Annotated in this window: 13 protein-coding genes and 1 tRNA gene; 9 read left to right on the top strand and 5 right to left on the bottom strand. The window is 44.8% G+C overall.

Annotation, left to right across the window (positions count from 1 at the left end; all coding sequences use genetic code 11):
* Positions 1-74: 74 nt before the first annotated feature.
* On the bottom strand, positions 75-1,379 hold the full coding sequence (locus ACE1CD_RS20040; RefSeq protein ID WP_374798228.1) for a glutamate-5-semialdehyde dehydrogenase: 1,305 nt from the start codon (positions 1,377-1,379) through the stop codon (positions 75-77).
* Between the two features lie 70 nt (positions 1,380-1,449).
* Here ACE1CD_RS20040 and ACE1CD_RS20035 point away from each other — a divergent pair, with 70 nt between their 5' ends.
* Complete coding sequence (locus tag ACE1CD_RS20035; RefSeq protein WP_374798123.1) at positions 1,450-2,271, top strand: ABC transporter permease; 822 nt, start codon at positions 1,450-1,452, stop codon at positions 2,269-2,271.
* On the top strand, positions 2,272-3,021 hold the full coding sequence (locus ACE1CD_RS20030) for an ABC transporter ATP-binding protein (RefSeq protein ID WP_374798121.1): 750 nt from the start codon (positions 2,272-2,274) through the stop codon (positions 3,019-3,021). It begins immediately after the preceding gene.
* A gap of 250 nt (positions 3,022-3,271) precedes the next feature.
* On the opposite strand, the gene mazG is transcribed toward ACE1CD_RS20030, so the two are convergent.
* Both mazG and ACE1CD_RS20020 read right to left on the bottom strand, forming a co-directional pair.
* Positions 3,272-4,087 carry a nucleoside triphosphate pyrophosphohydrolase gene (mazG, locus tag ACE1CD_RS20025; protein ID WP_374798119.1) on the bottom strand — a complete coding sequence of 272 codons (816 nt, stop codon included), beginning with the start codon at positions 4,085-4,087 and terminating at the stop codon, positions 3,272-3,274.
* Positions 4,080-4,694 (bottom strand): metal-binding protein, encoded by a 615-nt coding sequence (locus ACE1CD_RS20020; protein WP_374798117.1) that lies wholly within the window; start codon positions 4,692-4,694, stop codon positions 4,080-4,082. Before ACE1CD_RS20020 ends, mazG begins: the two co-directional genes overlap by 8 nt.
* Before the next feature lie 43 nt (positions 4,695-4,737).
* Between ACE1CD_RS20020 and ACE1CD_RS20015 the strand changes: the two genes are divergently transcribed.
* Positions 4,738-4,810, top strand: a tRNA-Val gene (locus ACE1CD_RS20015).
* 109 nt (positions 4,811-4,919) lie between these two features.
* On the opposite strand, the gene ACE1CD_RS20010 is transcribed toward ACE1CD_RS20015, so the two are convergent.
* Positions 4,920-5,303: an Arm DNA-binding domain-containing protein gene (locus ACE1CD_RS20010; protein WP_374798115.1), complete on the bottom strand. Its 384-nt coding sequence runs from the start codon at positions 5,301-5,303 to the stop codon at positions 4,920-4,922.
* 240 nt (positions 5,304-5,543) lie between these two features.
* Between ACE1CD_RS20010 and ACE1CD_RS20005 the strand changes: the two genes are divergently transcribed.
* Together ACE1CD_RS20005 and ACE1CD_RS20000 are read left to right on the top strand one after the other, a co-directional pair.
* Positions 5,544-5,741, top strand: a complete 198-nt coding sequence (locus ACE1CD_RS20005) for a hypothetical protein (protein ID WP_374798114.1) — start codon at positions 5,544-5,546, stop codon at positions 5,739-5,741.
* A 166-nt stretch (positions 5,742-5,907) separates the two neighbouring features.
* On the top strand, positions 5,908-6,138 hold the full coding sequence (locus tag ACE1CD_RS20000) for a hypothetical protein (RefSeq protein WP_374798112.1): 231 nt from the start codon (positions 5,908-5,910) through the stop codon (positions 6,136-6,138).
* A gap of 356 nt (positions 6,139-6,494) precedes the next feature.
* Here the strand turns inward: ACE1CD_RS20000 and ACE1CD_RS19995 are convergent, their stop codons facing one another.
* Positions 6,495-7,730 (bottom strand): LL-diaminopimelate aminotransferase, encoded by a 1,236-nt coding sequence (locus tag ACE1CD_RS19995; RefSeq protein ID WP_374798110.1) that lies wholly within the window; start codon positions 7,728-7,730, stop codon positions 6,495-6,497.
* Between the two features lie 455 nt (positions 7,731-8,185).
* Between ACE1CD_RS19995 and ACE1CD_RS19990 the strand changes: the two genes are divergently transcribed.
* The 4 genes from ACE1CD_RS19990 (at position 8,186) to ACE1CD_RS19975 (ending at position 13,969) form a co-directional block, all read left to right on the top strand.
* Entirely contained in the window at positions 8,186-8,941 is a 756-nt protein-coding gene (locus ACE1CD_RS19990; protein ID WP_374798108.1) for a MinD/ParA family protein, read from the top strand.
* A 67-nt stretch (positions 8,942-9,008) separates the two neighbouring features.
* Complete coding sequence (gene glsA / locus ACE1CD_RS19985; RefSeq protein ID WP_374798106.1) at positions 9,009-10,046, top strand: glutaminase A; 1,038 nt, start codon at positions 9,009-9,011, stop codon at positions 10,044-10,046.
* Between the two features lie 860 nt (positions 10,047-10,906).
* Positions 10,907-11,944, top strand: coding sequence for a glutaminase A (gene glsA / locus ACE1CD_RS19980; RefSeq protein ID WP_374798104.1), 1,038 nt, complete (start codon positions 10,907-10,909; stop codon positions 11,942-11,944).
* Positions 11,945-12,115: 171 nt separating this feature from the next.
* Positions 12,116-13,969, top strand: coding sequence for a PAS domain S-box protein (locus tag ACE1CD_RS19975; protein ID WP_374826082.1), 1,854 nt, complete (start codon positions 12,116-12,118; stop codon positions 13,967-13,969).
* Positions 13,970-14,375: the final 406 nt, after the last annotated feature.

The following is a 14,375-nucleotide window of genomic DNA, read 5'->3' as shown; positions in this document are numbered from 1 at the left end:
GCTTTTTTTTTGTGTTTTCAACCCCAACTACGTACCCAGAAAGCAAATAACTAGCAAATTGTGTTAATTCCCAATTACAAATCTCGATGCGTAAAAGGTTTGGCATCTTTACCAGCGTAAGTGGCGACAATGTGACCGTCGCCGACAACTTGATACTTATAAGTTACCAGACCTTCCAATCCAACAGGGCCTCTCGGTGGCATTTTTTGGGTGCTAATTCCTACTTCTGCACCGAAGCCGTAACGGAAGCCATCCGCAAAACGAGTGGAACAGTTATGATAGACTCCGGCGGCGTCAACTTGGGCGAGAAATGTCGCTGCGGTGGATGAATTTTCAGTGACTATGGCTTCGGTATGTTTGGAACCGTAGTTGTTGATGTGAGCGATCGCATCTTCCAGAGAATCGACTATTTTGATCGATAGAATCAAATCGGTGTATTCTATTGACCAATCTGCCTCTGTCGCTGGAGATATTTTCAAAATTTTGCGCGTAGCTTCATCGCCGCGCAATTCTACATGACGAGTTTGCAAAGCCGCACCAACCAAAGGCAGAAAATCTGGGGCAATTGATTTGTGAACTAACAAAGTTTCGATCGCATTGCAAGCAGCTGCATACTGAGTTTTGGCGTCAACAGTAATATTTACCGCCTTCACGATATCCGCTGCTTCATCTATATATATATGGCAAATTCCCTCTGCATGACCCAGGACGGGAATGCGGGTATTTTCCTGCACAAATCGAACAAACGAATTGGAACCTCTGGGAATAATCAGATCTATATATTCATCCAACTTCAACATTGCCAGAGTTTCTTCTCTCGTAGTTAGCAATTGCACTGTTGCTGGGGAAACTTCCGTATATCCCAATCCCAAATGAATTGCCCTTACCAAAGCTTGACAGGTGCGAACGGCTTCTTGTCCGCCTTTGAGAATAACGCCGTTACCAGATTTGATCGCTAAACTGGTTATTTGCATCACCGCATCGGGACGCGCCTCAAAAATGACGCCCAAAACACCCAGAGGACAGCTAATGCGTTTGAGGATCAGTTTTTCATCGAGTTCGCGGTGAATATCTACGACGCCTACGGGGTCTGGCAAACGCCCCACATCTCGCACGCCTGCGATCGCAGCCTTAAGCTTAGTTTCATCCAACTTTAGCCGCGCTATCAGCGGTTTGGCAATATTAGCTGCTACAGCCGCTTCGCAGTCTGCTGCGTTGGCGGCCAAAATTTCGGGAGTTGCGGACTCTAAGGCTTGGGCCACAGCTTCGATCGCTTCATTTTTTACCTCAGCGGAAAGCACCGCCAGCCGTCGCGCTGCTTGGCGGGTTTGTTGAGCGATCGAAGTTAGGGAAGAAGAAGCAATTTGCGAGGTGGTCATGGACATTATTTGACTTGCAGCGTATAGTCCAAGCTTAGTACAACTTTCCTAGCTTAGTTCGCAGGGTCGTGTGGTGAGAGTGATTAAGACGTTCAAGTTTTTCGATCGAGGTTCTGCTAAAGATCTAATTCGATATCTGGAATTGCTGCAAGTTTTGGTAACCCGGAACCTGAAGGTGCGTTATCGGGGTTCTATCTTGGGCGTGTATTGGTCGTTGTTGAACCCCTTGCTGATGACGGTGGGGTATACGGCGATTTTTGGAACAGCATTTGCATCGTACTATCACAACTCGCTGTTCAAATATATGCTGCAAGCGTTTGTAGGGCTGGTTGTGATCAACTTTTTTTCGGCTTCTACTATCCAAGCGCTGCCAAGTGTGGTAAGCAATGGGGCGCTGTTGAACAAGATTCGCCTACCGATAAACGTTTTTCCGATGTCGATGATTGCGGCGAATGTGTTTCAGTTTTGCAGCGCTTGCTTGCCAATACTGGCGATCGCAACATTGGTTACATCCAAGAGTTTACTCAATGTGCTAGCCTTGCTGTTGCCATTGCTGTCTTTGGCTTGCTTGTGTACTGGTATCGGATTTATCGTCAGTGCCCTGTTTGTGTACTTTCGCGATTTACCTTACTTTTATGAGTTAGTGGTGTCTGTCCTGTGGTTTGGCTCTCCGGTATTTTATCCGGCGGCGATCGTACCGGCCACTATCCGTCCCTTCCTGATGTTCAACCCCATAGCCTTAATCATTGAAAGCATTCGTCAGATCGCTTTGTCAGGCCATGCTCCTAATTTTGCCTTAATAGGCACGTCTTTGTGGAGTAGTCTGGTGATTTTGGCTGTAGGATGGAAATTATTTGATAGCTGGCAGCACCAGTTCATGGATTTGTTGTAGATGTACGCGATTTGTCTGGAACAAGTGTCCCTGTGGCGACGGACGCAAGAGGAATTTTCTTATGACTTGAAGAAAACTATTTTATCTTTTCTGGAAGGCAAGTACCGTCAGCCTGCCAAGAATTTGGTGCTGGATCGGGTCGATCTGTTTGTAGAAGCAGGGGAGAAATTGGGAATTATTGGTGGAAATGGCGCAGGTAAATCCACCCTGCTGAAGCTAGTCTGCGGTATATTGCAGCCAACTTCCGGTTCTGTGCGAATATGGGGTAAAATTGCACCCCTGATCGAGTTGGAAGCGGGGTTTGACCCAGAAATCTCCGTGCTGGATAATATTGTGTTTTATGGGGTGATGCTGGGGTTTTCCAGACAGCAGATGCGAGAGCGGGTTAAACCTATTTTAGAGTTTGCAGAACTGGAAGATTATGCTTATGTGCCGGTCAAAGCTTTGTCTTCGGGGATGGTATCGCGCTTGGGATTTGCGATCGCTACTGATGTACAGCCGGATATTCTCATTCTCGATGAAGTTTTAGCGGTCGGAGACCAACGCTTTAAAAATAAATGCAAACAGCGTCTGCAAAAGTTCTGGGATGCGAATGCCACTGTTTTATTAGTATCTCACGAACTCGATTTGATCGAGCAAACTTGCGATCGAGTGCTTTGGTTGGATAAAGGACAGGTGAAGTGTATCGGCGAAACTAAAGAGGTTGTCGGTTATTACCGAGATATGGTGAAAATTGCCAGTCTGGGATAATCTAGAATATCACAAAAATTGCTGGTAAGTCTTTAGCGTCATCCGATCGACAACAAGTTTTGCTGGTGATAATAAAAACTTATCTAATCGTAGGGTGGGTTAGGCACGGGCGATAATTTCAGCATTTTCGATCGATAATTTACTTCCCGTGCCGTAACCCACCATCCCACATATCTGTAACATATCGAAACATTTTCCACCATCAACCGGAAAGACCCTGAAAGAGCTTGCTATAATTTGGCTCGCATGACTATTTAGTATGTTTCGCAAGTTTGGCTTTTGCTTGTTGCCAAAGTTGTTCCAATTCATCTAATGTATAATCGGAAAGAGGACGATCGGCTGCTGCTTCCATTTTGATAATGCGCTGAATAAATCGCTCGTTTGTTCCCTGCAAAGCTGCTGAAGGATCGAGGTCATACCAACGCGCCAGGTTAATTATCACAAATAGCAAATCGCCTAATTCTTCTTCTTGTCTGCCTTTGTCCTCATGACCGACCGCGTGTTTGAATTCTGCCAATTCTTCATTAAATTTATCCCAAACTCCCTCAATATTTGGCCATTCAAACCCAGCAGCAGCGGCTTTTTGAGAAATCTTCATTCCCGCCATCAACGGCGGCAAAGTTCGCCCATAACGACTTAACTTAGCACTGAGTAGCTGCGGTGCGTCCGTCGCTTCACCTTTTTCTGCGGCTTTAATTTCTTCCCAATTTTGACGTACTTCTTCCGCACTTCCAACTTGCACATCGCCAAACACATGAGGATGTCTGCGAATCAGCTTTTCTGTAATCCCTTCCGCAACTTCAGTTAAACTGAATTGACCGCAATCGCTAGCAATTTGCGCTTGCAATACTACTTGTAATAATAAATCTCCCAGTTCTTCTGCGATCGCATCCTTATCCCCACCGCGAATCGCATCTACCACCTCGTAAGCTTCTTCGATTACATAGGGAATCAGAGATTGGGGCGTTTGGGCCAAATCCCACGGACAGCCACCATCAGGCGATCGCAACTTCGCCACCACATCAATTAACCTTTGCAATGCTGCTAAACTAGAATCCTCAGCCATCTTTCCTCTGTGTTCTCTGCGTCTTGGCGGTTCGTTTCTTCACCCTCACTGGCGAAGATTTCCGCCTGCCCTTCTTCCTCTTAGGCATGATAGCCTTTAACCCACCGCTTTTAAAGCGCTTGTAAGCAGAACCACTCCAATCGGATAAAGAATGGCTCATCGCTCCCAATTCTAAACCGATATACAAAGCGATCCATTCGTTATAGTGTTGTCCAAGCGAAGCCAAAACTAACTTAGCGAGTTCCTGCCAACTTGCGATCCCTACTCCCAACCATTGTGCAACCAAGCACAAAAGCGACCCCAGCGCAACTATGCCACAGATAAGATAGAGCGATCGCAACGCCGTGCCGATAATTGGCCCATGCGATAAAAAAGACCGATGGCGTAGACTTTTTTGATAAGGAATCCATATCCAACGCAACCAACCCCAGCGTTGGAACTGTCGCGAATAGATATCCAAATCCGGCCCAAACATCAGCCCCCCGAACAGAAACCCGCCCGAAACAAGCAAAGTCAGGTTCCCACTCTGCGTCTGTCCGAACGTGAAACCCGCGACAACAGGTAAACTCCATAAAGTTATGCGATCGTGCGTTCCACCACTTGGCATTTTAAAAATAGTCTGCTACTATATGTAATTGTGCGCTGAAAACGGGCGGTTAGCTCAGTTGGTAGAGCGCCTGCCTTACAAGCAGGATGTCACTGGTTCGAGTCCAGTACCGCCCATACTTCCAACCGTTTTTGCTGGTACACACTGGTACAAAATTGGTACACAATTTTTCTGGTTCAGATGGCAACAATAAATTTGTTGGCTGTTGGGTGTTTTTATGAATTCCTATCGCTCCGGTTCTGGCGAGTGGCTAATTGAAATTGTGGCGATCGCATCTCCCGCATCCCTTAGCTTGGCTTCGGTCAGGCGATACCATTCGATCGTCCTGGCGTCCACGAACCGGGATTTGAATTCCAGCCACTTTTGAAATAAATTCAAACAAGTCAATTTTTCTTGAACTGCTTGCTGCTTTTTTGGGCGGTACTTCTCCAAAGAAATATCAAAATCTCCGGATTCAATGTCAGCTTCGATTTGTAAGATGATTCCCTGCACCTGTCTTCTGTTTTTTGTTTTGGTGTCCTTCATACCCAACGACAGGCAGTATCTTTCGCCTTGGTAAGTCCAGCGAAGTCTAAGATAGTTTTTGTTTTTACCTACGGAAACAGGCATAGCTTTCTTATCCACCTTTAAACTTCGCTCTCTGACTCCTTCACCCAAGCTCTAATTTCCTCTAGGATTTCCTGTATTTTATCTGAAGTGTGACATCCCAAAAAGCGACTTATTCCATTCCATCCCCACATCCTATGCAAATTTGAGGATATATTTCTTTGCCATCTTCTCCGATAAAACTGCAACTATAGAGGTATTCATCGCAAAAAGAACAGTACCCGTCAGCCGGAAGATCGACGTTTGTTAAAAGCGGCAAGTAACTTTCCTCCTATACTGAAAAAAAATCCCGACGACCCGAAAAAGCCGATGATTAGGAAGACGAATCAATTCATGGAATTAGTAACTTTGTTCCCCGATGATTCGGCAGATTCAAATGAGTTCGTGAAATATCTGGAATCGGAACAAAAGATGTTTCAGAAATTATGGCCTATAGTATAACTAACAAGGTACGTAGTTGGGCTTCAGCCCTCTTATGCCAGGTTTTATAAGAGGCGTCAAGCCCAACTACGTACCAAGAATCGGCTCAAGCCCTCTGATAAAATATGGCATACCAGGCGTCAAGCCCAACTACCTACAAAGAATCAGACTAATCTTATAACGATATATGGAAATCTGGCATCTTGTTCATGCAATCATAGCGTTATTTACCCTCGCTATTAATCTATGGGCTTTGTGGAAAGGAAACTTAAAAATTCCATTTTATATTCACTTTATTGCAGGAATAGCAGTGGTTTTAGGAATTGCTCTAATATATGGCCAACCGATAAATAGCTGGTGGATGGTATTGATAATGCCAGCTTTAGTATATGCAGCTTTTCTGGCCTATAGTCATTAGTCATTAGATGGTGAAACCAAAACAATTCCATGTTGACTTAAATATAGAGATCTAGCTTGACTTCACTTATTTTCTTGTGCTATGCTAATTTTGATAAGGAAGAACTATCTTGCGCTCGGCAAAATGAAACAGATTGGTTCTTTGGGGTTGACTAATTTGGGGGATGGTGCGTTAGGCGCGGCAATTTAATTATCGATCGCAATACTCAATTTCTCGCCCGTGCCGAACACACCCTACACCTGAAGAAGATGCGATTATCCCCATAAATACGGGAAACTCACATTTTTGTAGGGACAGGACATCATTAAAGTATGATGATGCCATGTCCCTACAACATAATTGACAAGGGAAGAACCCTACATCTTAAACTTATCGAGGATCCTTCTCATTGCTTCTTCCACATTTTCGCGACTGTTAAATGCGGATATGCGGAAGTACCCTTCCCCAGCAGCGCCAAAACCAGAACCGGGTGTTCCTACCACGTTGACGGTATGCAGCAATTTATCGAAGAAATCCCAACTGGATAAACCGCTGGGAGTTTTCACCCACACATAAGGTGCATTGACGCCACCGTACACCGATAAACCGGCATCGGTCAGTTTTTCCCGAATAATTTTGGCATTTTCCATATAAAAGTTGACAAGCGCTTTGACTTGTGCATCTCCTTCTGGGGCATAAACTGCCTCAGCAGCGCGTTGCACAATGTAGGAAACACCATTGAACTTGGTGGATTGGCGGCGGTTCCACAGTTTCCACAGTTCCACGTCGGAACCGTCTGCTGCTTTTGCTGTCAGGTTTTTGGGTACTACGGTAAACGCACAGCGAGTACCGGTGAAACCTGCGGTTTTGGAAAAGGAACGAAATTCGATCGCACACTGCCGCGCCCCTTCAATCTCGTAGATAGAATGAGGAATATCGGCATCGGTGATAAACGCTTCGTAAGCTGCATCGAAGAAAATAATCGAATTATTCGCCAGCGCATAATCTACCCATGCTTTGAGGTGTTCTTTACTGGCAACCGCTCCCGTGGGATTATTGGGAAAACACAAATAAATCAAATCGACTTTTTGGGTGGGAAGCGAGGCGGTAAAGTTGTTTTCTGCGGTAATAGGCAGATAAACTAAACCCTCAAATTCTCCTTTATCGTTGGCAACACCCGTATGTCCCGCCATCACGTTGGTATCGACATATACCGGATAAACCGGATCGGTAACTGCGATCGTATTATCGTTGCCGAAGATATCCAGAATATTACCCGTGTCGCATTTGGAACCGTCGGAGATAAAGATTTCCGATGCGTCAACTTCGCATCCCCGCGCCTGGAAATCGCTGGCAGCAATTTTCTCCCGCAACCAAGAATAACCCTGCTCTGGGCCATAGCCTTTGAACGTGCTGCGATCGCCCATTTCTGCCACCGCATTAATCATCGCCGTGCGGCAAGCTTCCGGCAGCGGTTCCGTCACGTCACCAATGCCCAATCGAATCATCTTAGCATCCGGATTTGCCTCTGCGAAGGCATTTACCCGCCTTGCAATTTCCGGAAATAAGTAACCTGCTTTGAGTTTGAGGTAGTTATCGTTAACAGTTGCCATGTTGAATCGCTAGGAACGCCGTGAACTGCCCACACTTACCCTTTGGGTAAATGTAGGCTTCTGGCACATTTTAAAGCTTCTTTGAACTTGCTTTGCAGGAATGTAACTTTTTATAGCCGGATTTTTGAGGAAGTTGTAAAATATGGCTTAGCGATCGCAAGCGAGTCGCTGGGTATCCTCAATAATATCATCTGTTTAATTAAATATTGTCAACCTAGTGAATAATTACAAAAAAATATAATTTTTATTTATTTTGAAAATAACTTAAGCCATTGGCAATAAAATCAATCTTCCTACATTTCATACATTTCCTACTTGACGGCTGAGGTGGAGAAATGCTGGAATTACGGAAGACATTAAATTAAGTAGATGAATTTAATGGTATTTTATAAAAGTAAAACTCGTAGAGCCTATTCAGCAGCAGTAGAGTTCTGTAGTCGGGAGTACATCAAAAAATGCCTAAAGTAGTATCAATTCACTCATACCGGGGCGGAACCGGGAAGTCAAACACAACAGCAAACCTTTCCACGAGCGTGGCGCTGCAAGGTCAGCGAGTCGGTGTAGTTGACACCGACATCCAATCTCCTGGAATTCACAATCTTTTCGGTCTAGATCCGGAAAGGATGGACAAAACCCTCAATAACTTTCTGTGGGGTCAAGCTCCCATTGAAGATGCTGCTTATGATGTTGGTGGCAACGTCGGCGTACAAGGCGATGGCAAACTTTTTCTAATTCCCGCCAGCATCAGACCAGACGACATATCTAGGATTCTCAGCGAAGGATATGACGTAAAATTGCTCCACGAGGGATTTCGCAAACTCGTTAAAGGGCTCAATCTAGACTACTTGTTCATCGATACCCACCCAGGTTTGTCGAAAGAAACCTTTCTGTCGATCGCCATCTCCCACGTCTTGATTTTGATTTTACGTCCGGACAAACAAGACTACCAAGGTACGGCGGTGACCGTGGATGTAGCAAAGCAGTTAAAAGTTCGCAAAATGCTGCTAGTGGTGAATAAAGCATTGAGCAGTATGAATTTTGACGCCCTCAAGCAAAAAGTAGAAGACACTTACGGCACTACCGTAGCCGGGATCTTCCCCTTATCGGAAGACATGGTACAACTGGCCAGCGAAGGAGTTTTCTGCGTGAAGTACCCAGATCATCGCGTCAGTAAGGAGTTTCGCAAAGTAGCTCTACAGGTGATGGCCTAAACGATCGATCGCAGCTCCCCAAACGAACTTGCTCTTTGCACTACCCTACCCTAAGAGTATCAAGAAAATGGCTGAAAAACATGATTTGAAGTCACTAGCCAGTGCAATTCAGTCCTTTGCTTCCTCATCTCCATTTCTTTCGTATCTCACGGAGTTATATGAAAAATATGAATCCGTAAATGAGGGCACTGTCGCCAACTACATTCCGGAGTTGGGGAAAGCCTTACCCGAATGGTTTGGCATCTGCGTAGCGACGGTGAACGGTCAGGTGTTTGAAGTGGGGAATTGCAACCAACTGTTCACGATGGAGTCGATCTCGAAAGCATTCGTCTACGGACTGGCACTGGAGGATTACGGTCGGGAATATCTCAACAGTAAAGTCACCGTCAAGCCAATCAAAGAAACCCTCAACAACATCGCCCTAGATGAGAAAAGCAAGCGCCCCTATAACCCGCTCGTCAATGCAGGGGCGATAGCCACCACCGATCTAATCAAGGGGAATGGCGTAGGCGCACGTCTCAAACGCATTCTGGATATGTTTGAGCGTTACACCGGACGAAAGCACGATATATATATGCCAGCTTTCGTTTCCGATAAAGCATATGGGAATCGGCATCGGGCGATCGCTTATCTTATGCTTAACTTTGGCATAATCAGCGACAAAATAGACGAAACCCTCGACCTCTATTTTCACCAAAGTGCCATCCAAGTCAACGCCCGCGACCTGGGAGTTATGGCAGCTACCCTGGCCAATGGTGGCGTCAATCCCATTACAGGAGAACGCGCCATTGATGAGCGCTACGTGCAAGATGTGGTTAGCGTTATGCAAACCTGTGGAATGTACGACTCGGCGGTCGAGTGGGCTTACCGGGTGGGAATCCCTGCCGTCAGTGGGATTAGTGGTGGTATTACTGCGGTAGTGCCGGGAAAACTCGGTTTGGGAGTGTTCTCGCCGCCTGTAGATGAGGGGGGCAATAGCATCAGAGGTATGAAAGTTTGCGAAGAAATTTCCCAAGATTTTGGTTTGCATCTATTCAATGTTGCCCAACCAAAACACAATCTCAAAGACTTAATTGAAAGTGGGGAATCAGTTGATGATTGGTAGTCAATAGTCGGAACGATCTAGAAAAAGTTTGTCTCTGATTTGCTTAGTATTCTATTTGAGCAGAAGAGCGTCGGGAAAAGAGAAATAAAAATGTTCTTAATTGGAACATTTCCATAAAAACTCCCAAAAATCCCTATATGACCGACTAGAAATGTGGAGGTGAGTAAAGGTTGCGATCGTCATTAGACATCTCCGACAAAAGAATCTCAAAGGGCAGGCAGGATACCTACCCCACAAGAATTTTTGGAGATGTCTATTAAAGCATATGACAATGGCGACAACTCCCTCCCCAGTATTCAAAACATCATTTGTCCGAGCGAAAAAGTGTTATGCCTCTGTGTTTTGACACGCAGAAATAACATTTTTGTGTCAAGCAGTATATGATGTGTATTTATCTACAGGAAAATTTTTTAACGAAAGCTTTACTCCAGCCTAGTTGAAAAAATTTGGAATAAACGCAGCCTGACAAAAATATCAGGTTATTATACATTTCAGCTATTGAAGGACGGTGATTTTTAGCGAGTCGGTCTTATGCAGAGGATCTAAATTTAGGGTGAATTCAGGAATTAGCCCTACTAGATAGAGGTTTTTTAAACTGGCTGTATAAGCCCTGGCTTTTTTGAGAAATAAGTCCCTGAAGTTTACAGCGGTTTTCAAATAGACATATCCTCCAAAAGAATTGCTCTCGGCAGGCAAGATGCCTACGCCACAAGAATTTTTGGAGATCCCAATCAACAGGTTGCAGGCAATGCACCCCCACAGGAAACTGTGGCCAAATCATCTGAAAATAGCTGTAAATGTTTAAAACGATGAATTTGGCAGGCGTTCGTAAAATACCCTCACCCAAGAGTACAAAGAACATGGCTGAAAAACACGATTTGAAGTCGCTAGCAAGTTCAATCCAATCTTTTGCTTCCCTATCTCCTTTCCTTTCCTATCTTACGGAATTGCACGAAAAGTATCAAAACCTCAATAATGGTGCCATCTCCGATCGCATCCCGGAATTGGCAAATGCCTTACCCGAGTCGTTTGGTATCTGTGTGGTGACCGCAAACGGTCAGGTATTTGAGGTGGGCGATTGCAAGCAATTGTTCGCGATGCACTCAATTTCCAAGCCATTTGTGTACGGATTGGCACTTGAAGATTGCGATCGCGAGTATGTCAGCCGTAAGGTGAGCGTCAAGCAAGCGGGAGAAACTTCCAACTCCATCGTCCTGGATGACAAAAACAAGCGCCCCTACAATCCGATCGTCAATGCAGGTGCGATCGCCACCACCGATATGATTAAGGGCAATGGCATCAACGAACGCCTCAAACGCATCCTGGATATGTTTGAGCGTTACACCGGACGAAAGCACTCTGTTGACACTGCAACCTTTTTCTCCGAGAAAGGGATTGGGAATCGCGATCGAGGGATCGCTTACCTTATGCTCAACTTTGGCATTGTCAGCGACAAAATTGAGGAAACCCTTGACTTGTACTTTCAGCAAAATTCGATTTTGGTCAACGCACGCGATTTGGCAGTAATGTCAGCGACTCTCGCCAATGGCGGCGTCAATCCCATTACCGGACAACGCGCTGTTGATGAACGCTACGTCCAAGATGTGGTGAGCGTTATGCACACTTGCGGGATGTACGACGCCTCTGGAGAGTGGGCTTACCGGGTGGGGATGCCTGCTGTAGGTGGAGTTAGCGGCGGTACGATCGCCCTTGCGCCAGGAAAACTCGGTTTGGGAGTATTTTCGCCACTTGTGGATGAAGAAAACAATAGCGTCAGAGGTATAAAAGTTTGCAAAGACCTGGCCAAAGATTTTGGCTTACATTTATTTAATGTGACCAAACCAGAGCGCGATTTAAAAGCTTGGATTGAAGGTGGCGACTCAGTTGAGGGTTGGTAATCTCGAATGACGCTGGGCTTTTAGGTAAGCCCAGATATCATCTCAAATCAGTTTGGATTCAGAGCGTCTGGCTGGCAAACAGCCTTTAGTTTATTTTAAGTTTTTAGCCACGGTATTACATAATACAAGTATAATAATAGCTTATAAAATTTTGCATCAGCAAGTTTTCTTATGTCGAGCAAATCCTTCAAATCGCCAATTTCCCAAATCGTCGGAAAAATTCCGCTCCGTATAGTTATGATTGTCCCGTTTGTCCTACAAATTGCGGGTGCGGTAGGAATAGTCGGCTATCTTTCTTTTCAAAACGGTCAGAAAGCAGTCAAAGACCTAGCCAATAAATTAATGGATGAAACTACCGGTCGCATCGAACAAAATTTGCATACCTACCTGGAAATTCCGCATCGCGTTAACAAAATCAAATTAGATGCGCTCGAATCAAAAGTGTTAAATATGGACAATTTATCAGCTTGGGAAAACTTTCTTTGGCGGCTAGTACAATTATATCCAGAAGTAAACATCTCAACAGTAGCCAATAAAGATGGAAGAATAAGAGCGGGAGATCGTCTGGAGGATGGTACTGTGCTGATGCCCGTATTAGACGATTTTACTGACTATAGTCTCCAGATTTACAATACGAACGAAAAAGGCGAGCGTACCACAGTAGCGAAAGTCATACCCAACGATATTACTGGGCCAGAAAGACGATATTGGTACACACGTCAAGTGTGGTATAGAGATGCAATTAAAGCAGGCAAAGCAACTTGGGGTTCAATTACTGTGTCATTGGTGGAACCGAGCTTGCTAATTACTGCCCTCGAAACTATACGCGATCGATTGGGAAATACCCAAGGAATCATGCTCACTTCCTTGCGCTTGAATAGTACAGGTAAATTTTTAAGAAGCCTAAAGATTGGTAAAACCGGACAAGCTTTTATTATGGACGATCTAGGAAGATTAGTAGCAACTTCTACTGATGAAATTCCATTTCGGCTCGACGAAAATGGTAAAAAGCAAATGTTCAAAGCTAAAGATAGTAGCGATCGGGTCACCAAAGCTACATCTGCATATTTAGTTAACCATCCGGAAATCTTCAATAATTTTCAAAATTCCGAGCCGATCAATTTTAAAATAGACGGCCAACCGCAATTTTTAAGGCTCTTACCGTTCCGGGACGAGAAAGGGCTGAATTGGCTAGTGGCAGTTGTAATTCCAGAATCAGACTTTATGGAACAAATTAATGCCAATAACCGCAATACCATTCTCCTATGTATCGCTGCTTTAGTTTTAGCGATCGTTCTCGGTATTTTCACCTCTCGCTGGATCAGTCAACCTATTCTCAAATTGAGTCAAGCAGCACAAGCTATTGCCGAGGGAGACCTCCATCAAAATGTGGAGATAAAAGGGCTAAAAGAAGTTAGTATTTTGGAAATATCGTTTAACAGTATGGCAGAGCAGTTACTGGACTCATTTGCCAGTTTAGAAGCGAAAAACGAAGCTCTGCGAATTGCCGAAGAAAATTATCGCAGTATCTTTGAAAATGCCTTAGAGGGAATTTTTCAGGCTACCAAAAAGGGCAGTTATATGAGCATAAATCCCGCAATGGCACGCATTTACGGTTACGATTCGCCCGCCGAGATGTTGGCGGCAGTCACCGATATTAGCGCTCAACTTTATGTTGACAGCAGCAGCCTAAATGAATTCTACCGTCAGATGGGAGAAAAAGGTAATGTGCAAAAATTTGAGTATCGAGCTTATCGCAAAGATGGCAGCATTATTTGGGTACAGGAAGATGCTAGGGCTGTGCGCGATACTAACGGAAATGTACTGTACTATGAAGGTCTAATCCAAGACATTACAGAACGCAAGCGCCGAGAAGAAGAACTGAAGCGCCAGTTGCAAGAACTTCGCATTGAAATCGACCAACAAAAGCGTCAACAGGAAGTTGCAGCGATTACCCAAAGCGATTACTTCCAAGAAATACAGGCAGAAGCAAGCGACATTGAGTTGGATGAATTTTGGAATTAGTCAGCGGCTAATTGCGATCGTGCTTTACCCTTTTAAGTTGGTAACGGTAAAGCCAGTCGGATTGAGAGAGCGGAAAATTATAACTCCATTATTTGCTATGCCAGCCAATATTTAAGGCAAAAGTTTGGATTGATTTTGGAGTGAGCGATCGCCCTACTCTCATGACCCTGGTATCATAGGCATTTACAGTAACCACTCTCCCCATGAGACGTCGGTACCCTCACCGACGCCCACAGCCAATTTTATCTGGATGGAGCAATAAGATTCCCGTTATAGCGCAGCTTAACGGGAGATGAATTGCGACCAGCTAATTAATTGAGCGTAGCGAATCGTTTTGTGAAACAATGCTATCATAAATTCGGTGATTAGGTCGATTAACCATGATAGTCTACGAGTTCAAGCTAAA

Source organism: Aerosakkonema sp. BLCC-F183 (assembly GCF_041929145.1).
In the GTDB taxonomy this organism is placed as follows: Bacteria; Cyanobacteriota; Cyanobacteriia; order Cyanobacteriales; family Aerosakkonemataceae; genus Aerosakkonema.
The sequence above is the reverse complement of the archived record's forward strand: the minus strand, read 5'-3'. Positions and strand labels throughout refer to the sequence as shown.